General features: G+C 42.1%; 21 protein-coding genes and 2 pseudogenes. 8 read left to right on the plus strand and 15 right to left on the minus strand.

What is annotated here, in order from left to right; translation table 11 throughout:
* Position 1: 1 nt before the first annotated feature.
* On the minus strand, positions 2-982 hold the full coding sequence (locus AC6H04_RS04005) for a zinc-binding dehydrogenase (protein ID WP_497570469.1): 981 nt from the start codon (positions 980-982) through the stop codon (positions 2-4).
* A gap of 124 nt (positions 983-1,106) precedes the next feature.
* Between AC6H04_RS04005 and AC6H04_RS04010 the strand changes: the two genes are divergently transcribed.
* On the plus strand, positions 1,107-1,979 hold the full coding sequence (locus AC6H04_RS04010; RefSeq protein ID WP_497570470.1) for a LysR family transcriptional regulator: 873 nt from the start codon (positions 1,107-1,109) through the stop codon (positions 1,977-1,979).
* Between the two features lie 136 nt (positions 1,980-2,115).
* Here the strand turns inward: AC6H04_RS04010 and AC6H04_RS04015 are convergent, their stop codons facing one another.
* The 5 genes from AC6H04_RS04015 to trxA all read right to left on the minus strand — a co-directional run bounded on the left by AC6H04_RS04015 (position 2,116) and on the right by trxA (position 4,876).
* Complete coding sequence (locus AC6H04_RS04015; RefSeq protein WP_497570471.1) at positions 2,116-2,460, minus strand: DUF1048 domain-containing protein; 345 nt, start codon at positions 2,458-2,460, stop codon at positions 2,116-2,118.
* Positions 2,453-2,782: a PadR family transcriptional regulator gene (locus AC6H04_RS04020; protein WP_497570472.1), complete on the minus strand. Its 330-nt coding sequence runs from the start codon at positions 2,780-2,782 to the stop codon at positions 2,453-2,455. The genes AC6H04_RS04015 and AC6H04_RS04020 overlap by 8 nt, the downstream gene beginning before the upstream one ends.
* A gap of 184 nt (positions 2,783-2,966) precedes the next feature.
* Complete coding sequence (gene rsgA / locus AC6H04_RS04025) at positions 2,967-4,037, minus strand: ribosome small subunit-dependent GTPase A (RefSeq protein WP_497570473.1); 1,071 nt, start codon at positions 4,035-4,037, stop codon at positions 2,967-2,969.
* A 238-nt stretch (positions 4,038-4,275) separates the two neighbouring features.
* Positions 4,276-4,515 carry a metal-sensing transcriptional repressor gene (locus AC6H04_RS04030; RefSeq protein WP_098823908.1) on the minus strand — a complete coding sequence of 80 codons (240 nt, stop codon included), beginning with the start codon at positions 4,513-4,515 and terminating at the stop codon, positions 4,276-4,278.
* A 43-nt stretch (positions 4,516-4,558) separates the two neighbouring features.
* Positions 4,559-4,876, minus strand: coding sequence for a thioredoxin (trxA, locus tag AC6H04_RS04035; RefSeq protein WP_098823907.1), 318 nt, complete (start codon positions 4,874-4,876; stop codon positions 4,559-4,561).
* A gap of 173 nt (positions 4,877-5,049) precedes the next feature.
* On the opposite strand from trxA, the pseudogene AC6H04_RS04040 reads away from it, so the two are divergent.
* Positions 5,050-5,256 (plus strand): annotated as a pseudogene (locus AC6H04_RS04040) (CoA-disulfide reductase); the annotation flags it as partial.
* A 44-nt stretch (positions 5,257-5,300) separates the two neighbouring features.
* Here the strand turns inward: AC6H04_RS04040 and AC6H04_RS04045 are convergent.
* The 3 genes from AC6H04_RS04045 to AC6H04_RS04055 all read right to left on the minus strand — a co-directional run bounded on the left by AC6H04_RS04045 (position 5,301) and on the right by AC6H04_RS04055 (position 7,883).
* The gene (locus AC6H04_RS04045) at positions 5,301-6,164 is read right to left on the minus strand and encodes an SDR family oxidoreductase (RefSeq protein WP_497570474.1); all 864 of its coding nucleotides are present in this window, start codon (positions 6,162-6,164) and stop codon (positions 5,301-5,303) included.
* Between the two features lie 154 nt (positions 6,165-6,318).
* Entirely contained in the window at positions 6,319-7,188 is an 870-nt protein-coding gene (locus tag AC6H04_RS04050) for an SDR family NAD(P)-dependent oxidoreductase (protein WP_497570475.1), read from the minus strand.
* 158 nt (positions 7,189-7,346) lie between these two features.
* A complete protein-coding gene (locus AC6H04_RS04055; protein ID WP_497570476.1) occupies positions 7,347-7,883 on the minus strand; it encodes a PadR family transcriptional regulator in 537 nt (178 codons plus the stop codon).
* A 119-nt stretch (positions 7,884-8,002) separates the two neighbouring features.
* Here AC6H04_RS04055 and AC6H04_RS04060 point away from each other — a divergent pair, with 119 nt between their 5' ends.
* The gene (locus tag AC6H04_RS04060; RefSeq protein ID WP_497570489.1) at positions 8,003-8,539 is read left to right on the plus strand and encodes a phenolic acid decarboxylase; all 537 of its coding nucleotides are present in this window, start codon (positions 8,003-8,005) and stop codon (positions 8,537-8,539) included.
* A gap of 90 nt (positions 8,540-8,629) precedes the next feature.
* Here AC6H04_RS04060 and AC6H04_RS04065 read toward each other — a convergent pair whose 3' ends face one another.
* Together AC6H04_RS04065 and AC6H04_RS04070 are read right to left on the minus strand one after the other, a co-directional pair.
* Positions 8,630-9,208 (minus strand): hypothetical protein, encoded by a 579-nt coding sequence (locus tag AC6H04_RS04065; protein ID WP_497570477.1) that lies wholly within the window; start codon positions 9,206-9,208, stop codon positions 8,630-8,632.
* Positions 9,209-9,244: 36 nt separating this feature from the next.
* Positions 9,245-9,745 carry a hypothetical protein gene (locus AC6H04_RS04070; protein ID WP_497570478.1) on the minus strand — a complete coding sequence of 167 codons (501 nt, stop codon included), beginning with the start codon at positions 9,743-9,745 and terminating at the stop codon, positions 9,245-9,247.
* A 590-nt stretch (positions 9,746-10,335) separates the two neighbouring features.
* Here AC6H04_RS04070 and AC6H04_RS04075 point away from each other — a divergent pair.
* Positions 10,336-11,190 (plus strand): zinc ribbon domain-containing protein, encoded by an 855-nt coding sequence (locus AC6H04_RS04075; protein ID WP_497570479.1) that lies wholly within the window; start codon positions 10,336-10,338, stop codon positions 11,188-11,190.
* A gap of 111 nt (positions 11,191-11,301) precedes the next feature.
* Here the strand turns inward: AC6H04_RS04075 and AC6H04_RS04080 are convergent, their stop codons facing one another.
* The 3 genes from AC6H04_RS04080 to AC6H04_RS04090 all read right to left on the minus strand — a co-directional run bounded on the left by AC6H04_RS04080 (position 11,302) and on the right by AC6H04_RS04090 (position 14,449).
* Positions 11,302-12,645: a PFL family protein gene (locus tag AC6H04_RS04080; protein ID WP_497570480.1), complete on the minus strand. Its 1,344-nt coding sequence runs from the start codon at positions 12,643-12,645 to the stop codon at positions 11,302-11,304.
* Positions 12,646-12,659: 14 nt separating this feature from the next.
* Positions 12,660-12,929 carry an ACT domain-containing protein gene (locus AC6H04_RS04085; RefSeq protein WP_497570481.1) on the minus strand — a complete coding sequence of 90 codons (270 nt, stop codon included), beginning with the start codon at positions 12,927-12,929 and terminating at the stop codon, positions 12,660-12,662.
* A gap of 86 nt (positions 12,930-13,015) precedes the next feature.
* The gene (locus tag AC6H04_RS04090; RefSeq protein WP_497570482.1) at positions 13,016-14,449 is read right to left on the minus strand and encodes an aminotransferase-like domain-containing protein; all 1,434 of its coding nucleotides are present in this window, start codon (positions 14,447-14,449) and stop codon (positions 13,016-13,018) included.
* A gap of 113 nt (positions 14,450-14,562) precedes the next feature.
* Between AC6H04_RS04090 and pdxS the strand changes: the two genes are divergently transcribed.
* The 4 genes from pdxS to AC6H04_RS04110 all read left to right on the plus strand — a co-directional run bounded on the left by pdxS (position 14,563) and on the right by AC6H04_RS04110 (position 18,377).
* Positions 14,563-15,447, plus strand: coding sequence for a pyridoxal 5'-phosphate synthase lyase subunit PdxS (pdxS, locus tag AC6H04_RS04095; protein WP_497570483.1), 885 nt, complete (start codon positions 14,563-14,565; stop codon positions 15,445-15,447).
* A gap of 15 nt (positions 15,448-15,462) precedes the next feature.
* Positions 15,463-16,017 (plus strand): pyridoxal 5'-phosphate synthase glutaminase subunit PdxT, encoded by a 555-nt coding sequence (gene pdxT / locus AC6H04_RS04100; RefSeq protein ID WP_497570484.1) that lies wholly within the window; start codon positions 15,463-15,465, stop codon positions 16,015-16,017.
* A gap of 376 nt (positions 16,018-16,393) precedes the next feature.
* The gene (locus AC6H04_RS04105) at positions 16,394-17,197 is read left to right on the plus strand and encodes a hypothetical protein (RefSeq protein WP_497570485.1); all 804 of its coding nucleotides are present in this window, start codon (positions 16,394-16,396) and stop codon (positions 17,195-17,197) included.
* Positions 17,198-17,528: 331 nt separating this feature from the next.
* Entirely contained in the window at positions 17,529-18,377 is an 849-nt protein-coding gene (locus tag AC6H04_RS04110) for a TIGR02391 family protein (RefSeq protein WP_497570486.1), read from the plus strand.
* A 98-nt stretch (positions 18,378-18,475) separates the two neighbouring features.
* Here AC6H04_RS04110 and AC6H04_RS04115 read toward each other — a convergent pair.
* Positions 18,476-19,112 (minus strand): annotated as a pseudogene (locus tag AC6H04_RS04115) (RNA-directed DNA polymerase); the annotation flags it as partial.

Here is a 19,112-nt window from a genome sequence, read left to right on the forward strand (position 1 = left end):
ATTAGTCTCTCCACTTAAAGATTGGATTATTAATTGTATTATCATGTTTGAGAACCTTATCATAGAGCATCTTGATGTTCTCATCCGTTGGTTCATAAACCGTATCCGCATGTTCCGGAGCTGTAATTTTACCAGTGCTTAATAACCACAGGAAATTAGCAATCGCTTTGCGCTGACGGTCCCACTCAGTATTAACAAAATCACCTTTAATCGTCAGATTTTTAATAAAGAGTTCGCCATAACGCAACTTTTGGTCATCATTGTTAGCAGTGCAGAAGATAACTTCGCCCAAAGACTTTGCAAGGTGGATTGCTAAGTTCATCCCTGCATTGCTACCAGAAACATCTACCGCACCATCAACGCCACCCAAAGTTTTAATGAGTTTTTCGACCGCTTCTGTGTCATTTGAATCCAACACATAGTCTGCACCAGCTTTTTTGGCGGCTTGCCGCCGTTGTTCTTGGATATCGAATGCAACGATTGGATGTAGCCCCATGGCCTTAGCACCTTGAATGGCAATTTGACCAACAACACCAGCACCAATAATCGCAATGGATTGACCTAGTTTCAAAGCAGCCTTATCTAGGGTGAACAAAGCAGTCATTCCAAGATTGTAGAAAACAGCATCATCCAGAGCAACATTGTCTGGTACTTTGTACGTATTAATTTCATCAGAATAAGTATAATTAGAGTGTGCTCCAACCACTGGTGCCCCAATTACCTTATCTCCTGGTTTAAATTTGGTCACATTCTTGCCAACTTCTTCCACATACCCTGCCGCACTGTATCCAGGGATAAACGGAAAAGTAGTTCCTAAAACGACATGAGCTTTATCATTAACAAACCAACTGTGCTCACTACTTTGACTAATCAATGAATAATGATTAGCAATTAACACTTCATCATCCTTAACTGGACGAGTTTCTGATTCATGATATTCAGCTACACCAGCTGAAGGCCAATAAACTGATTTTCTAAGCATGGATTCTTCCTCCTAGAAACATTATTTTGACTACAGTTTTAGTATAAAAGCGTTTACTTTCAGTTGGAAATACGAGATACTAATCATGCGTTATAAGTGATTTTTATAACAAGGAAGTGTAACCATGGACTTTGATTCATTGAAATATTACGTAGATGTCGCGGAAAGTCTAAGCTTTACTAAAGCAGCCCAAAAGAACTTTATTTCACAACCATCAATAAGTTTTAAAATCAAAAGCTTGGAAACCGAACTTAACCAGCAATTATTAATTCGAACTCATCATTCAGTCAAATTAACCCCTGCCGGAGATATTTTTTTAACTTCTGCAAAAACAATGCTTGCTGAATATAAACAAACATTGCTTAATTTATGGCAAGTTAAACATTCTGAGGATCGTTTTCTAAAGGTTTCAATGTATGTTTCTCCACAATTTCAAACCTATATCGATGAAGTCATTAACTTTAAAAAAAACTTTGTGGGTATCAAGGTTAGTTTGAATCCACGCTATTCAAGCGATGCAATTAACGATGTTTTATCAGGTAAGGCTGACCTTGGACTGGGTATTGTTGATTCAACAAAAACGAAGCTTGGATGGCGTAAGGAAGCCGCTGATCAACTGGTTGTCTTGGTCAATAAATCGCTTTTGGAATCATTCGAATCACCAATTAATTTGCAACAACTTAATTCCTTCACCTTTTTGAAATTATTGAACGGTCCCACTGGTTTTTTTACCAGGAGAACTAATGCGTTATTAAACGAAGCCCACTTCAACGGCCCAATAGAAACTTGCACTTCAGTTGATATTCTACTAACAGAATTATCAATGGAAGCTGCCTTCACTATTTTGCCAGCGTCACAGATTCCAAAGAATAATTTGAATTTAATATCAGCCAGTATTAACAGTCAGCTCACAACCTCAATGAGCATGGGCTGGTGCTATTTAAAGCAACCATTAAATGATTCAGTCGCAGCATTCTTAGCATATACCAATTTATAAACACGTTTTCAATATAGACGTGTCATGTAATTTTATCTATTCAAAAAGAGCAAACCAATCTGCGATATTGGTTTGCTCTTTATTGCACAGTTAATATTCTTATCCAAATTCACCTTGTCGACCGCATAATCTTCTTTTAATCCTTGAGTTGTTCTGCTTTCTTAACCTGTTCACGCAACCGCGTCCGGTACTTGACCAACCATAATTTATCTGGATATTGTGCCATAATATTTTCAGCAAAAACCACCGGATCATCGCCAATCAGTTGCTTCACAGGTACCTTTTCCGCAGCGCTCTCCTGAAACATGTGTAAAATTTCTTCTAATACATCCATCATAGCGCCATTTTTAGCAAAGTTCCAAATGTAATTCTGTAACGCAGTGAGTGTCTGCGCGTACGGCTTAGGCAGTTCGTTCACATCCTGTTTGAATTGCTTATAACGTTTCTTATCCCCAATGATATTGTTCAATAAATTAGTCATCTTGCTGCTCCTTTAAGTTTGCCATGGTGTCGGTTAGAAAATCCCATTTCTGCCAAAATTGGTTTAAATATTGCTGACCTGCTTCATTAAGCGAGTAAAACTTCCGTGGCGGCCCCACCTCAGACTTTCGACGTTCAACTGACAGTAACCCTTTTTTCTCTAAACGCAATAATACCGTGTAAACCGTGCCTTCAACAATGTCTTCGAAACCCAGATCAATCAGGTAATTGGTAATCTCGTAGCCATAGGTCTCACCCTGACTGATTCGTTGAAGAACGATACCTTCCAATGCGCCCTTTAATAACTCGGTTAACCCTTTCAATCGTCTCACCTACCTTGTAATACTATATAGTTTGCCTGAATCAACGTTTCGTTTGCCAGCTTTCACCGACTACTCTTTAATACAATGTACCAGTATATAATAACAACAGGTAGCACATGTGTCAACAAAAAATAACCCTCACGGCCAATACCATGAGAGTTATCAATTAACACTTATTTAAGTCTTATTTTCGTTTTCGGCGAACTTCTTTCATGAAGGCCTTCATCTGTTTTTTCCCGCCGAACATGCGATCAATCTTGGCGTTTTCCCTTGCTTTACCACGGAGCTGATTATTCGACTGTTCCGCTTGCAGTTGCCGATAACTGGCTAATCGTGCTTCAGAAAGCCGACCATCCGCAACTGCTTGCTGCACCGCACAACCAGGTTCTTGACGGTGTGTGCAGTCGTTGAATCGACAGTCTTTCGCCAGTTCAGTAATATCCGCAAACGTCGTGTCTAAGTCAGCGTCCAATAAACCCAGTTCGCGCATTCCCGGCGTATCGATCACTAAACTGCCATTAGGTAATTTAACAAGTTGCCGTGCAGTAGTCGTGTGCCGACCATGATCATCCGTTTCGCGGACCGCTGCGGTTGCCAAACTGGACGTGCCCATCAAATGGTTAATCAGCGTGGTTTTTCCCACGCCTGAAGAACCCAGAAAAGCATATGTCAGTGCGGGTTGCATGAATACAGTTAGTTCCGCCATCCCTGCAGTACGCGTGGCATCGCAGACGATCACCTTCGCGTCGCCACTGACTTCCGCAACAGCCGCCAACTGTTCAGCCAGCTGTGTCGTTTTGTCGGCTTTAGTTAGCACAATGGCTGACTGCGCACCCGATGCTGCCGCAATGGCTAAATAACGTTCTAATCGCCGGACGTTAAAATTCGCGTCCAGTGCCATACACAACAACAGCCAATCGATATTAGCGGCCACTAATTGTGCAGCCGACCGCCGACCAGCCGTCTTCCGAAGAAAAACGGTGGTGCGGTCATTTAGCCGTTCGATCGTTGCGACATCCGTCTGGTTCTCCGGTAACCGTACCTGTACCCAATCGCCCACTGTTGGAAAATCTGCCGCGTCAGTAGCAAAATTCAAGAGTCGACCAGCAATCTGCGCCTGGAATTGGCCCTGATCAGTCACAATTGTGTACTGCTGATGACTGGTGGCAATCACTCGCGCCAAACTCAAACCAGCCGTTAATTTGTGTGCCTCGTTAGCACCATATTCTGTTAATTTAATTGTTTTGTCCTCCATAACCGCGGAGGACTAAGCTCTGTAGTCCTCCAGTGACGTCCCAACGCCCATTACAATGCCCAACATATACGTTCATCCTTTCTGTGGCGACTCAATCGCCTTATTGCAGTTATTGTATCAAATTTGGCGTAAATCACAAACTCATTGCGCCCGAACATGCCAAGTACACAAAAGACCGGATCACGCCCTACGCAGGTATGATCCGGTTCTTTAATGATGGCAAGCGACTCTCAGTCACCTACAGTTTTTGAATCAGCTTCAAGGATGACTGTAGCGCTTCATCTGGCGTCTCCGTCATTTTTTGGGAAATGTTTTCGGTAATGATCATGCCCATCACCCGCTTCACGCTAGCTTCTACCGCACTTAACTGGGTAACAACCTCAGCACAATCCCGGCCTTCAGTCATCATGGCCTGAATGCCACGCAACTGACCTTCAGCACGTTTCAGTCGATTAATTAATTTTGGATCACATGCCATGAGCGTTTCCCCCTAAAAATTACTTGATACCACTATATCATATCTAGTCAATGTATTGGGACAGTCTTGACTTGAAGGCTGGTTCTGGCGTGAAGCCCACGATTCGGTCAACGATTTGACCATCTTTTTTGACGATGAAAGTCGGGATTCCTTGAACCTGCATCTGGGCAGCTGTTTGTTGATTCTCATCGACATCCAGCGATTTAAAGGCCACTTTATCGCCCAGCTCATCAGCCATTTTTTCAACGATCGGATTCATCATCTTACATGGTGGACACCACGTTGCATTAAAATCGATCACGACGGTTCCTGAATCGGTTTCTTGGTTAAAATTTTGGTCATTAATTGGTTTTACTGACATTAAAAACACCTGCTCTCATTAATTTAGAATTAAGTATACCTATATAGGGTATGATAGTCAACTAACTCGACTTTTGCTGTATAATTGGTATTAATCAATAATATTGACAATATACCGTCATAGGGTATAATGATTTCAAGCTTAATTATGAATTTCACAAGGAGGAACAAAACATGTCTGAACGAATCATTATTGTTGGTGGTGTCGCTGGTGGTGCCTCTGTTGCAACTCGGCTAAGACGGCTTAATGAGGATGCTGAAATCGTGATGTATGAGGCGGGCCCCTACATTTCCTTTGCGAACTGTGGCTTACCATATTACGTTGGTCAAACCATCCCCGACCGTGATAGTTTGTTTGTCTCAACTCCGGATGATATGCAGGGCTTTAATTTTCGTGGCAGTGCTTTTTAAATTAAATTATCTAATTATTTTTCAACATAGTTTCGCTCCAAAAAACTAGCCATATCTTCAGCAGCATGACCCGTAATCGTCTTGAAATCCGGTGTTACCTGATCAAACAAACCCAACGCCCCAGCGGCATACATGCTGGCAAGTTCTTCACCATCGCCTTCATCAGCATAGATTTGGCCGAATTCTGCTGTGGTCACTGGCTGATAACCAATGGTATGACCAGTGACCTTAGTCATGATTTGACCCAGTTCAGGCATGGTCAGACTCTTATCTTGCGTCAACAAATAGCTTTGACCAGCGTCCCGTAAGTTAGGCTGAGTCGCTAAGGCTGCGATGGCCTCCGCGCTATCAGCCGATGTGATAAAGCTCATGGCCTGATCGCCCACAGGATAAATGAGCTTTTGACGTTCAATTAATTCAGGTAGATAAGGTACTAACGGATCGGCATACAATGAATTCTTGATCACCGCGTAGTGCAAGCCACTTGTCGCTAATTTCCGTGGCGCGTAACCATAGTATGGTGACATGACAAAGGGATTGTTTTCCTGATCAGCATAAAAGCTAACAAAGATCACACTGGCCACTTTGGCCTTTTGTAGCGCCTTGATTGAATTTTCAAATTCCGTGATACGTTGCAGGACCTCATAAGTTTTACTGGGAATGTAAATCACCACGTCTTGACCTGTGAAAGCATTCGTCATGCTTGTTACATCTAAGTAATCACACGGGACAACGTTAACACCTTGCTCCTTCAGCGCGGTTGCTTTGGCAGGCGTATGAACTGCCGCGGTTACAGAATCAGTGCCCACGTTCTTGATTAAATTTGCGATGACTTTACTACCTAGGTGCCCAGTTGCACCCGTGACTAAATAATTCATACATGTTACCTCCATATCAAACTGACTCATTTTAACGGTTAAATCATGATGTTACTTTAATAATAACACATCGATAAAATAGACAACCACTGACCACCCAAATTCGAGTGACAGTGATTGCCTATTTATTCAAGCTATAAAACGAATGATGCACTTATTTAGTCAAACCCACAGCCTTCATACTGAAGTCCCAGAGTTCCTGTTGGACTTGCTCGTCATGCGACAACCTTGACGAAGCAACGGGTTTGTCACTACTCCGGTCAAAATACCGGGTTGGTCCCTTGGCGAATTTGTCATCGCAAATCAAATCCGTAATCATCTTACCAGAATCCTTGGCGGTACCAATAATATCGGCAAATTGTTTAACCACTTCCGGCGTGAAACGTGACTTGTTCTTGGATAACCCAGTTTCAATCATCAAACCGGGGTTCACTGTATTGACCACGATTTTTTTACCGGCATTAGCCAGTTGACGCTCTAGTTCGTAGCTAAATAAAATCATACATAATTTTGAAAATGGATAACTTTGGCTGTCGACCTGCGAATCACCATATGCCAACGCCTCTACACCTGGCCAAGCAACGCCTTTAAGTGGGGTGTCGTGACGCTCGCTGCTGACGGTAACAATTCTGCTATCATCCGCCATCAATGGCAGTAACAGCTGCGTGAGCAGGAAATGACCAAGATAATTGGTTTCGAAAATATCACTGAAACCGTCATCCGTTTTGTGGACTGTACGACCAGCAATTCCGGCATTGCAGACTAAGCCGTAAAGCGGTACGTTTAGTTTTTTAAATGCTTCAACAAATGCGCGGACCTTTGCTAATGACGACGTATCCAGTTCAAGGCAAATCAGATTAGCATCAGGAACCTGTTTTAGAATTTCGGTCTTTGCTGCCTGCGCCTTTTCCATGTTTCGGCAGGCCATAATCAGCTGATAATCGGTGCCCTTCTCCGCAATTTGTTTCGTGGTTTCAAAACCGAGGCCAGAATTAGCCCCAGTGATAATGACCGTTTTTGTCATGCTCGTTTCTCCTTTAACGTTGCTGAAATTACAATTTGATTTATTTAAGGTAAAAGCAGTTTAACACAATTGTATGCAATTGCATAGTTTATTCTAAACCTTCACGAAGATTCGTAAAGATTTAGCCCTTAATCTTAATTGAAAGTATAGATTTGCTTCTATTGATTAGGATTAGCCGACTCTAGCCACTCGCAATAAGCCGTTTCTCGGCGAATGGCATGATCAAGCACTAAATAGTGACCATAGTCGTTATTATTTTGCCCATTAGGAAACTTGCGGCTCATTTGCATGTTTAAATGGGCCAATTTTTGCTCATGAAACCTCAGCTGTGCTGCCAGCATGTGTGCCAGCCTAGGATCATCGGGTGTCTTAATAAAGTACATCTTCACCGCAAATTCGTCTCGTCCGCCAACGGTCGGTTCGGTTTCAGCAGAAAGCCAATCGTTTAAAGCACCGCGACCATTCGCTGTAACTGCGTACCGTTTCCGTGCCAATTTTTCACCACTAACTTCTTCTTCGTGAGTAATCTGGCCAGACTGCTCTAAGCGCCGCAACTGGGGATAGATCTGACTATGATTAGCGGACCAAAACTCGCCAATATCTGAATCAAAGGCCTTCGTTAATTCATAACCGGTCAACGGTTGTTGATCTAGTAAGCCTAAAATGATGAACTGTAATACATTACGCAAAGCCATAAATATTTCTCCTTGACGTTTGAATGAGATAAGTATACCATAATCAAGTCAACTAAAACATGTAATTAATTACATGTATGAATTTACAGGAGGAAACGATCATGGCTAATTTAAACCACATGGACAAACACTTTGAAACCTTGGATGACTTTTTGGGCACCCACTTCATCTACACTTACGATAACGGCTGGGAATACGAATGGTACGCTAAAAACGATCATACCGTTGACTACCGGATTCACGGCGGCATGGTTGCCGGTCGTTGGGTAACCGATCAAGAAGCTCACATCAACTTGTTGACTGCCGGCATCTACAAAATTGCCTGGACAGAACCAACTGGGACTGATGTTGCGTTAGACTTTGTTCCCAACGAACATAAGTTGAACGGCACCATCTTCTTCCCAAAGTGGGTTCAGGATCATCCAGAAATCACCGTGACTTACCAAAACGAACACATTGATTTAATGGAAGAATCCCGCGAAAAGTACGAGACTTATCCTAAGATGGTCGTTCCAGAATTCGCTAATATCACTTACATTGGCGATGCTGGTCAAAATAACGACCAAGTGATTGCTGCAGAACCATACGAAGGCATGACTGATGACATCCGTAACGGTAAGTTCTACGACGAAAACTACCGGATGATTCAGCGGTAATTTAACTTAAATAAGCACGAAACAAATAGAGGCATACGTGGATTTTATTAGTCCAACGTATGCCTCTATTTTGCATTAAATTTCTCAAACTCAGTTACTCATAAACCTATAAGTAATCGTACCTCCCTGCCCATCCGAATCCTTCCATGGCAGAAAAGTCACAGATTTGCCATTGACAGCATAAGGAATACTGTACTTGCCAACTTTGAGTATCCCATTATTGACTGTATAGTGCGTATGCCTTGGATGAACTTCCAAAATATACTTGAGCAGCGCCTGTGACGGATGATCAAAAGTTACTGAAGCTGTATAGTCATGAACGATATTCTGTGGTGCCTTCTGCTCGTCCATAGCTTTAGTAACATCCTCACCATTATATAATTCTGGCTGAATCGAAAACGTTCGACCCATTACAAACTGTTTAACGATCGTACTATCATTCGTCACCTGTGAAGATGAACTGTTGCTTGATGAGGAAACGCTGCTTGTACTGCTACTGCTTTGACTTGACTGCGTGACTTTTTGAGACGACTTCTTACTTGAGACAACTTTGCTGCTGGCTGTTTTTTGACTACTATCCGAATTTTTAGCGCTCTTAGCACTTTGATTGCCGCAGCCAGCAAGTAAAAACACCGATAATAGTGTGACTGGTAAGATTAATTTTTTCATTGTGGAATCCCCCCAATTCAATTCCAATCCCCAATATCAAGCCAAATGTTTTTGCAAAGATGCTGGTGCGGTATAAACATGACTCGTCTTAAAACTGGTATACACAAAGAGCCTGATTCCAGCACCTTGTGATGGTTCAGCAAGAACATGTCGCTTCTTTCCGTTAATTTTCATGGTGTATGAGAACAAATTAATACCCGGCCCAATGTTTGACTTGCTGGAGATATTATAAAAGCTGGTTTTGTGCTTCGCGTAGTATTTAATCACCAGCAAATTGTGCATCGTATACTGTTTCTTATAACCATAAGAAAGTGAACTTTTCCTGACTGTAATTTTGTACAAACCATGCCCTTTGTCGTAATGATACCAAGTTCCCTGGAGACTCTTAGGCACCGTCTTATACGTTTTAGATTTCACCGCCGCCTGAGCTGAAACCGTTGCGTGACTCATCACAGCATTTACACCAACGATTGTTATCACTACCAGCAGAAAAGCCATTAACCCCTGTTTAATTAATCGTTGCACTACTCTCCCCATAAAAACATCCCCTAATGATATTTTTTTAAACACTAATAATACTAGTATTTTACACTGCTAATATTAGTAAACTTAATAATTCGTGTCAATATAGCGTTTACATGTTACACAAATGACAATCCGCACACAAATTAAAGCGTGACCATCTCAATTCTCCATCTATTTCTGTTGTTTGCAAAAAAGTACCCCAAATTCGCCTTCAATTTTGATATACTTGAAACTTACGCTAACGATGAACGTATTTAAAGATAAGAAACTAAAATAGTTAATGAACATCAATTAATTCGCCAATACTATTATTTGAATCAGATTTTTAGATTTCATTAATCGTTTTTGTATGTTTTAAACAAAGTTATTTGCCGCTTACCTGATTTGATTGATAACATTCAAAACGGTGATCTGCGGTGCATTAGAGGAATGGAGAGGATAAGGATATTCTGATTTAGATTCACCTGCATACATTACCAATGTTTCACTTAGTTTCATTCTTACACTCATCTAACCCTACTTATCTCAGTTAACAAAGATAGAAGACAAGATGAGAAATATTTTTACACGCACTTATTTTAGTACATTAAGGGGAATATATAGTGGAAAACAAGCTTTGTGTTAAATGTGGTAAAGAGTTACCAATGGAAGCCGAATTTTGCCTGCACTGTGGCACCAAACAGCCACCAGTAAAAATTGATGCTTCAAATAAAGATCAGCAGCACGACCAATCAGCCGAATCATCTGCTCCTCAAAGTAGCGATAAGCAGGAGAAAACCGATACCTCTTCGAATAACTTAACAAAAGAATTCTTATCTGCACCAGACAAGAAACGCAAGTCAAAAAAAGCAAAACGGAAAACTAAACACATGTGGGCTATTCTTGCAGCACTAGTTGTCCTTTTTATTGCATTGGCAGTTCACAGTTACAATTCTAGCTCCGCTACTGGAACCGCAACGGCTTATAATAATAGCAGTTCTGATAGTTCAAGTAGCGATGATACAGATGATTCTTCTGACTACGACGATTCTGATTATGCCGATGATTCTTCTGATTCTGAAGACTCCGAGGATACCGGTGATTTTAACAATGAACCTGTAGCGGGTATTTCTTCTTCAGATTACGATGCCACAGAAGCCGCTTCGAATACCTACTCGTATGGTGAACTGCTTAAATCTGATGATTATAAGGGTGAATCCTACAACATCACAAATGCACAGGTTCTTCAGGCCAGCGAAGACGGTGGTGCTACTGAATTACTGGTATATACAGACGACTATGCAGATGAAATATTTACGGTCTATTATCCAGATACCACTGAGGCCGTTAAAGACGACTACGTTACTGTCAAGGGCGTACTAGGTGGTCGTGAAGATTATGATACTCAATCCGGTGGTTCGAATACTGTACCTACAATCGTTGCCCAAGACGTGAGCGTCACCGGCCAAGGTAGTTAATAATTCACAAATAGTCATTAATATGATTTAACTTTTAGATGCAAAACCCCGAGGACTAACTATCCTCGGGGTTTTCGTGTTAAAAAGATAACATAAGCTGTTTAATGTAAATTAATTTTTAAACGAATGAATAGGCGCTGGAATTCTGCCACCCCGCGCAATAAAATCAGTTGGCTGACTTTCACTCACCTTCATCACAGGCGCGTGACCAAACAGCCCACCGAAGTTAATATCATCGCCGACTTTTTTACCAGTGGCAGGGATGATTCTAATGGCGGTGGTTTTATTATTGATCATGCCAATGGCAGCCTCATCCGCCAAGATACCACTAATGGTCTGAGCAGTGGTGTCACCCGGTACAGCAATCATATCAAGACCAACTGAACAAACAGCCGTCATCGCTTCAAGTTTTTCGATGCTCAATAACCCAGCCTCAACTGCTTTGATCATCCCAGCATCTTCGGAAACGGGAATAAACGCACCGGATAACCCGCCGACGTGGTTACAGGCCATGATACCGCCCTTTTTCACAGCGTCGTTCAACATTGCTAAAGCAGCCGTTGTCCCCGGAGCACCAACACTTTCTAATCCGATTTCTTCCAGAATTTCGGCGACGGAATCCCCCCGAGCTGGGGTTGGGGCTAGTGATAAGTCAACGATACCAAACGGCACGTTCAGTCTCTGAGAAGCAATTTGACCAACAAATTGCCCCACTCGGGTAACTTTGAAAGCCGTTCTTTTGATGGTTTCAGCCACAACGTCAAACGGCTCGCCTTTGACTTGCTCCAGAGCACGTTTAACAACACCAGGACCACTGATCCCCATGTTGATCACGCAGTCCGCTTCACCCACACCATGGAAGGCACCCGCCATAAAGGGGTTATCTTCTACTGCGTTACAGAACGCAACCAGATTCATGCATTTTCGCGGATCAACGCTCGCAATCTTTTTAACGACCTGACCGACTTCACGTACCGCATCCATGTTGATACCGGCCTTTGTCGAGCCAACGTTGATTGACCCACAGACCCGCTCGGTATTCTCCAAAGCTTCAGGAATGGAGTTGATCAATTTATGGTCGCCAGTTTGATATCCCTTTTGAACCAAAGCGGAAAAACCGCCAATGATATCAATCCCTAAATCAGTGGCAGCTCTATCCATTGTCACTGCGTATTGCACATAGTTGTCGCTTCCACTGGCTGCCGCAACCAACGAAATCGGGGTCACTGAGATCCGTTTATTAACGATTGGCACCCCATACTCCCGCTGAATGGCTTCGGCAACTTTCACCAGGTTTTTCGCCTTAGTCGTAATCTTATCATAAATCCGCTGGCAGGCTTTCGTAGCATCACTATCAATGCAATCCAGTAGTGAAATACCCATGGTGATCGTTCGAATATCGAGATGTTCCTCTTCAATCATTTGAATCGTATCTTGGATTTGCTTAGTTTCCATATGGGCATCTCTCCTTAAAGCTTCTGAATAGCGTCAAATAATTCTTGCCGTTGTGTGTGGATCTTCACACCGATAGTCTGGCCTAACTTGGTAAGTGACTCCTGTACAGTATCAAAGGATGTTTGTTCGGAGGTGAATTCACCCATTAACATCATGGTAAAACTACCATGCATGAGGGTCTGTGACATATCAGTGATGTTCACGTTCAGGTCAGCTAACTGCTTGCTGACTGCGGCCACGATACCGACCTTGTCGTTGCCAACAACGGTAATAATTATTTTCATAAGACTCGCTCCTCTGCTTTAGATTAATACCCATTATATCGAATTCGCTTCAAAATGATAGACACAATTAAAAAAACATTTACCCGCTATAATGTTGCAAATATCAGTTTTAATCGTTCCTGCAACTGTGGGACTTGCTCAACAGTTAAGTTAGCGAACCCCACCCGTAAATTATTTTGGTGTGAACCAAATAAAAAGGCCGGTCTGACCAGTACCCGCTGCTTCAGAAACTGGTTGTAGTCAGTGATACTTAACGGATGAGTCGTGCTTAGATGCACCCAAAAACTATTGCCGTTTGCCGGTAATTGGTAGCTTAACTGGTGTCGATCAACAAATGGCTTGAGTGCTTGTTGCAAGAGCCGCCGTTTTTGCTGCAACTGGGTAGCTTGCTGTTCAATCTGCTGCTGAAGATCCGGCTGCGCTAAAAACTGACTGGCGATAATTTGCGGAAAGATACTCATGCCAGATTCCATTTGCTGGCGGATGTCGGCCAACTGGTTGACGATAAACGATGGCGCCAGAAGCCAGCCAATCCGTGCTTGATTGCCGACTAACGAAGACAGTGAACCAATGTAGAGCACGTTGTCAGGGTCCAAGGCTTTCAATGGCGGTTCCGACTGATTATCCGATACTGCATCCGTAACACCAAAAGGATCATCTTCCACGATGGGTAACTTCAACGTTTGGCACATCCTAATCAGGGCTTTGCGCTTAGCCAGCGGCATCATCTGCCCAGTTGGGTTTTGACCATTAGGGTTAACGAACAAGAAACGGAACCGGTGCTTGTAATATTCCTGTCGCAGATAAGCCAAATCAAGACTGCCATCCGCCATCAACGGGATGCCGTACACCCGAATACCAGCCACTTGAAACAGCGTGAGTTGGTAAAAGTACGAGGGTTTTTCGATAGCGATGGCGTCCCCATAGGATAATAAGCCCTGCGTAATCAGGTAAAAGGCTTGTTGCGCACCTGATGTAATCAGTAATTGATTCGGGCTAAATGAGTGTTGCAATAAGGGCGATAGTCGCGTAATCAACTGTTGCTTCAAATCAGTTGCCCCACTGATGTCCACGTGATTCTCCTGTTCGGCCAGTTGCTTAGCTGAAACATGATTGAGTGAGACAGATAACGCCATTTTGTTAGGAATATTAAAGTGCGCCAGATTGATTGCTTCTGGATCTGACTCCAATTCCCGTAGTTGCTGCAAATAACTCTCGGGATCGCCAAACCGATTAGCGGCCAGATACGTTCGCCAATTGACATTTTCAGTTAAGATTCCCCACTTATCCATACTGACCCAAGTTCCACTGCCACGTTTGCGGGTCAATAGCCCATTGCTAACTAGTTCGTTTAACGCCTGCTGAATGGTCGAGCGATTCAACGACAGCATCTGCGCCAACTGTCGTTCTGCCGGTAGCTGCTGACCTGGGATCAGATCCCCATTATTAATAGCGTCCGTAATCAACGTCATCACTTTGATGTATAACGCTTGCGAACCACCTGGAAGTTGCCACTTCATACCGTCACCCTCTTTGATTAAATTGGATGGGTAATTTACCATCCAATTGGTTGTTTTCATTATAAACGCTGTGCCCTAGTATGTAACTAATTTCTAGAGAAGAGGGCTTGATTATGACAGAAACAGGCACAACTACGGTTAAACGAGGTATGGCACAGATGCAAAAAGGCGGCGTCATCATGGACGTCGCTAACGTGGAACAGGCTAAGGTTGCGGAGGCTGCTGGTGCAGTTGCCGTGATGGCGTTGGAACGAGTACCCTCAGATATCCGAGCAGCTGGTGGTGTGGCACGGATGTCTGATCCAGCGATGATCAAGGCCATCATGGATGCCGTCACCATTCCGGTCATGGCGAAGGTGCGGATTGGCCACATCGCTGAAGCCCGAATTCTGGAGGCCATCGGTGTTGACTACATAGACGAGAGTGAAGTCTTGACTCCCGCGGATGACAACTATCACATTAATAAAAACGACTATCAGATTCCCTTCGTGTGCGGCTGCCGTAATTTAGGCGAAGCACTTCGTCGAATCGGTGAAGGTGCATCGATGCTACGAACCAAGGGTGAACCCGGTACAGGCAACATCATCGAAGCCGTTCGCCACATGGAAAAAGTCAACGAACAGATCGGTCATGTGGTTGGCGCTAACCCTGACCAATTAATGTCAATCAGTCGCGACTTGCGCGCACCTTATGACCTGGTGAAACAAGTTCACGATTTAGGTAAATTACCCGTTGTGAACTTCGCGGCCGGTGGGGTTGCAACTCCCGCAGATGCTGCACTGATGATGAACTTAGGCGCTGATGGCATCTTCGTTGGCTCCGGTATTTTTCATTCTGAAAATCCTGCAAAATTCGCCAAAGCGATTGTCACCGCAACAGCGCACCCTACCGATTGGGAATTAATCGCAAAAGTCTCAGAAAATCTGGGTAAGCCAATGAAGGGTATCGATATCTCAACTTTGACGGACGACCAAAAAATGGCTGACCGTGGGATTTAGAGGGGAGTCTTGCACGTGATAATCGGTGTATTAGCACTTCAAGGTGCAGTGAGTGAGCATTTAAAGATGGTAACGGCGTGTGGCGTCACAGCACGCCCCGTTAAAACCGAAGCAGAGTTGAAAAATCTCGATGGTCTGATCATCCCTGGTGGTGAAAGCACCACGATTCGGAAACTGTTGGTGCGAGAGCAAATGTTCGAACCACTAAAAGAGCGGGTCCAACAGGGATTCCCAGTCTTTGGTACCTGTGCCGGTCTGGTCTTGTTAGCTCAACCCGAGTTACTGAATGGCTTGAATGGAACCGTAGTACGCAACGGTTTTGGGCGGCAAAGAGAAAGTTTTGAAACTGAATTGACGGTATGCGGATGGTCAAAGCCATACCATGGCGTGTTTATCCGTGCCCCTTACCTGTCAGCTGTTCAAAAACCTGCCGAAGCTTTGGTAACTTTGGATGATGGTCGAATTGTAGCTGCTCAGCAAGATCATGTGCTGGTGACGGCGTTTCATCCGGAGTTGACTGGGGATGCGCGGTTCCATCGGTATTTTGTTGAGAAGATTGTAACTGCTTAAAGTAAGTAGAACTAGCCAAACATATTTACAGGTACAACAAACTAGCGTGAACCCAATGAATTCAGGGGCACGCTAGTTTAGTTATGTCCCATGTCTAGGAAAAATAACTATCACAATTATTAATGTAAGGACTATCAATCACGTAATCCATAATTCATTAAATTAATTACATATTGAAAAATTAGAACATTCTTATGCAAACGCAATGATGGTAATGAGAGCGTTTTTACAACGGATTCACCCCAAATTTTCCTCAGAAGGTTAAGATGAATACTTTATTAGATTAAAAGCTTTTTGTAACTTCTTTTGTTAGTGGCAATGAGATATAATTCACCTATTAAGTATTATAATAAAGCTGATTGGATGGATAACGACTATGGATAACCAAGCCGCGAATCGCTGTATTGAACAACATCAACAAGCCTTTAAGGCCTTACTGAAAGGACGACGGGTACCCGGAAGAAAGCATAAAAATGAACGACGAGAGTTTCTGAATAAGTATGCCACCTTATTCAATCAGCCTTTTAATCGATTGAATGGCATGCGTCGACGAGGCAAAGTGGAATATCCCGATTTACTGAAAGCAATCGATTGGAACAGCCATCAATTGAGACCGGAACAGACCGCAGAACTGGCGGCAAATGAATTATTAACGGAAAAAATCATTGCACATTCTCGACAGCAATTACAAAAAACTTCCGTGTGGCTGTACAACCAGCGGGCAGTGGATGGCTACCGCAAACAACACCGCAATCAGCACAAAGACTTAATTAAGGACCATACTGTTAAGTCTAAACCAGCAATAGCTAACAGAATAGGCGTGAATTTATCGGTGAAAGACGCTAACACTACTCCAACCAAGGTCAAAGTTCAAGAAAAGCAAGTAATTTCGGTGATGGAACGTCCTAATAAATTACTTTACCAGACTAAGCTGATGACCATTGCAGCTGGTCGAACAATCGGAGCATATAAAGCAGCCTTGCGAACTCAAGACACCCAGCTACGTTTTACATATGAGTGTTCTGGTGCTATCTTTGAACAAATGTACAGCCACTTGATGTTGGCGGATGGCTTAGCCAGCAAATATACTGACCGTTATATCACTAATGGTTTTGATGATTTGGATTTAACTAATCCGGTACCCGAATCAGCCTTGAAAGATTGGATTACGAAAATGTAATTTTCCAGTTTCTAGGTGTGCTTTTACTGCCGGAACAGATGATTCAAAGAAATAACAAGACCGTAATTTGTGACATCGTATTTCATAAACTCAACCTTATCTGAATCAACGTGCTATGCTCCACAAAGTATTATTACCATGTGAAACCCACCTAATTTAAGCACTTGAATTCTGCGCCTTCAATCATACTTTCCAATCACTTTTCTTATTACAATTGCCGATTCTAGGAGAAATGATACCACAATAGGCTTGAATCTAGGACTTGGCTTCTACCTTTAAATATTAAGCAAATACTTTTTTGTAAGATAATTGGGCTAAAGGAGAATACTGCATGAAATCAATTGACAATGAATGTATTGAAAACGTTTCAAAAGTATTAGCTGAATTAACTACTGGTTCAAAAATAACTTCAATGTTTGTTCAGCTGCAGCTAAATGATTTTGATGTAGAGCGCCGCCGAGCCACCCCCTCTTTAACTAATTCAACAAAATGGAAACGAATAGCCGAATCAATAATCGATAAATGCAATCATACAGGAAATATACGACCCTTCTTTGACGTAATTGAATATATCATGCGTCCAGCTGACTTTCTGGATAATGCAGAGGAATGGAATCATAATATTAAATTGCTAAATGGAGAGTTAATATTTTTTGGGTACACTGTTACCGATTCTGGGAGTGTGAAAAATACCAGTGCTGCAACTTCATTTTCTGAAGCTGAACAGCGTTTACAGACTTTAAATGACAAATTATCTAAGCTTAAAATCCATCCAGATGTGACAAAATATTGTCGAACTGAGTTACTACAAAAGAATTATTTTCATGCAATTTTTGAAGCCAGTAAAGGAATACTTGATAGAATCCGTCAAATATCAGAATTACCAGATGATGGAAACAAGTTAATTAACGAATGTTTTTCAACTAAACGTCCCATTGTACTAATTCGTAATAATTATTTGGAAAAACAAACTGAAAAAAGTAAATATCAAGGATTAAAGAGTCTCTTGAATACCATTGTTTACTTATATCGCAACCCAAACGCTCATGATCCTAAACTATACGATGAAACAAGTGAAACTGATGCTATCACCGCTTTTACACTAATGTCCTTAGCCAATAGTCTCCTAGATAATTGTATAAATGTCCGCACGCTTGATGGGTCTATTAATAAATTCTAGTTCTCTTCGAAAATATGGCTTGCTTTTGAATTTTTCTTATTGTTTCAATTCAGCAGTTGTAGCGTTCCTTGCAAATATTATGATTTTATCTATTTTCATTACCCATCATAAGTATTAAACAAATCAAAAATACCTTTTGGAACCTCTAGTTCAAGAGCAGAAACTTTACTCGTTTCAATAATTGATGGTACTTGGTAATCACCATTTATCCATTGAGAATCCCATATAGGTAGGCTGGGATTATTAACTGCTAGACACATTTTTTCTTGAAAGCTTGCTTCAGTGTTTGTAAGTAAAAGAAGTCGTTGTAACCAAATTTGCAAAAAATTTATATTTGGGATACTTTTTAATTTCATTTCAATCTGTTGCACAAGCATATTTATTTGATCTGCTGAACCATTTTCTTTAGCAAGCAATCTACTAATCACACCAACTCCAACCGGAATAGATGTCGGATTCTTCGCTAAAATATCAACGACAATACTGAGAAGTGGCTGAACTTCCTCTTTTAATTTTTTAACAGCATCTAATCTTTCGGCATAATTATTAAGCGCTTTTTTTATACTACCTGAATTGGGAAATTTTTGAGAAAGCCATAAGATTTCTAAAAGATGCTTTTGGAAAGAAAGCTGATACGTAGTTATACGATTTTTCCCCACACCTGTCTTAGACATTAATATTGGAATTCGTGCGTTCCAATATTTTTTATCAGCTTTTATAGCGGATTCTATAATA

Source organism: Secundilactobacillus sp. MJ173 (genome assembly GCF_059704265.1).

What these genes read in the sequence shown, in the direction of transcription:
- AC6H04_RS04005 (WP_497570469.1), bottom strand. Translation starts at nt 982, where the DNA reads ATGCTTAGAAAATCAGTTTATTGGCCTTCAGCTGGTGTAGCTGAATAT.
- AC6H04_RS04010 (WP_497570470.1), top strand. Translation starts at nt 1,107, where the DNA reads ATGGACTTTGATTCATTGAAATATTACGTAGATGTCGCGGAAAGTCTA.
- AC6H04_RS04015 (WP_497570471.1), bottom strand. Translation starts at nt 2,460, where the DNA reads ATGACTAATTTATTGAACAATATCATTGGGGATAAGAAACGTTATAAG.
- rsgA (WP_497570473.1), bottom strand. Translation starts at nt 4,037, where the DNA reads ATGGAGGACAAAACAATTAAATTAACAGAATATGGTGCTAACGAGGCA.
- AC6H04_RS04030 (WP_098823908.1), bottom strand. Translation starts at nt 4,515, where the DNA reads ATGGCATGTGATCCAAAATTAATTAATCGACTGAAACGTGCTGAAGGT.
- trxA (WP_098823907.1), bottom strand. Translation starts at nt 4,876, where the DNA reads ATGTCAGTAAAACCAATTAATGACCAAAATTTTAACCAAGAAACCGAT.
- AC6H04_RS04045 (WP_497570474.1), bottom strand. Translation starts at nt 6,164, where the DNA reads ATGAATTATTTAGTCACGGGTGCAACTGGGCACCTAGGTAGTAAAGTC.
- AC6H04_RS04050 (WP_497570475.1), bottom strand. Translation starts at nt 7,188, where the DNA reads ATGACAAAAACGGTCATTATCACTGGGGCTAATTCTGGCCTCGGTTTT.
- AC6H04_RS04055 (WP_497570476.1), bottom strand. Translation starts at nt 7,883, where the DNA reads ATGGCTTTGCGTAATGTATTACAGTTCATCATTTTAGGCTTACTAGAT.
- AC6H04_RS04060 (WP_497570489.1), top strand. Translation starts at nt 8,003, where the DNA reads ATGGACAAACACTTTGAAACCTTGGATGACTTTTTGGGCACCCACTTC.
- AC6H04_RS04065 (WP_497570477.1), bottom strand. Translation starts at nt 9,208, where the DNA reads ATGAAAAAATTAATCTTACCAGTCACACTATTATCGGTGTTTTTACTT.
- AC6H04_RS04070 (WP_497570478.1), bottom strand. Translation starts at nt 9,745, where the DNA reads ATGGGGAGAGTAGTGCAACGATTAATTAAACAGGGGTTAATGGCTTTT.
- AC6H04_RS04080 (WP_497570480.1), bottom strand. Translation starts at nt 12,645, where the DNA reads ATGGAAACTAAGCAAATCCAAGATACGATTCAAATGATTGAAGAGGAA.
- AC6H04_RS04085 (WP_497570481.1), bottom strand. Translation starts at nt 12,929, where the DNA reads ATGAAAATAATTATTACCGTTGTTGGCAACGACAAGGTCGGTATCGTG.
- AC6H04_RS04090 (WP_497570482.1), bottom strand. Translation starts at nt 14,449, where the DNA reads ATGAAGTGGCAACTTCCAGGTGGTTCGCAAGCGTTATACATCAAAGTG.
- pdxS (WP_497570483.1), top strand. Translation starts at nt 14,563, where the DNA reads ATGACAGAAACAGGCACAACTACGGTTAAACGAGGTATGGCACAGATG.
- AC6H04_RS04105 (WP_497570485.1), top strand. Translation starts at nt 16,394, where the DNA reads ATGGATAACCAAGCCGCGAATCGCTGTATTGAACAACATCAACAAGCC.
- AC6H04_RS04110 (WP_497570486.1), top strand. Translation starts at nt 17,529, where the DNA reads ATGAAATCAATTGACAATGAATGTATTGAAAACGTTTCAAAAGTATTA.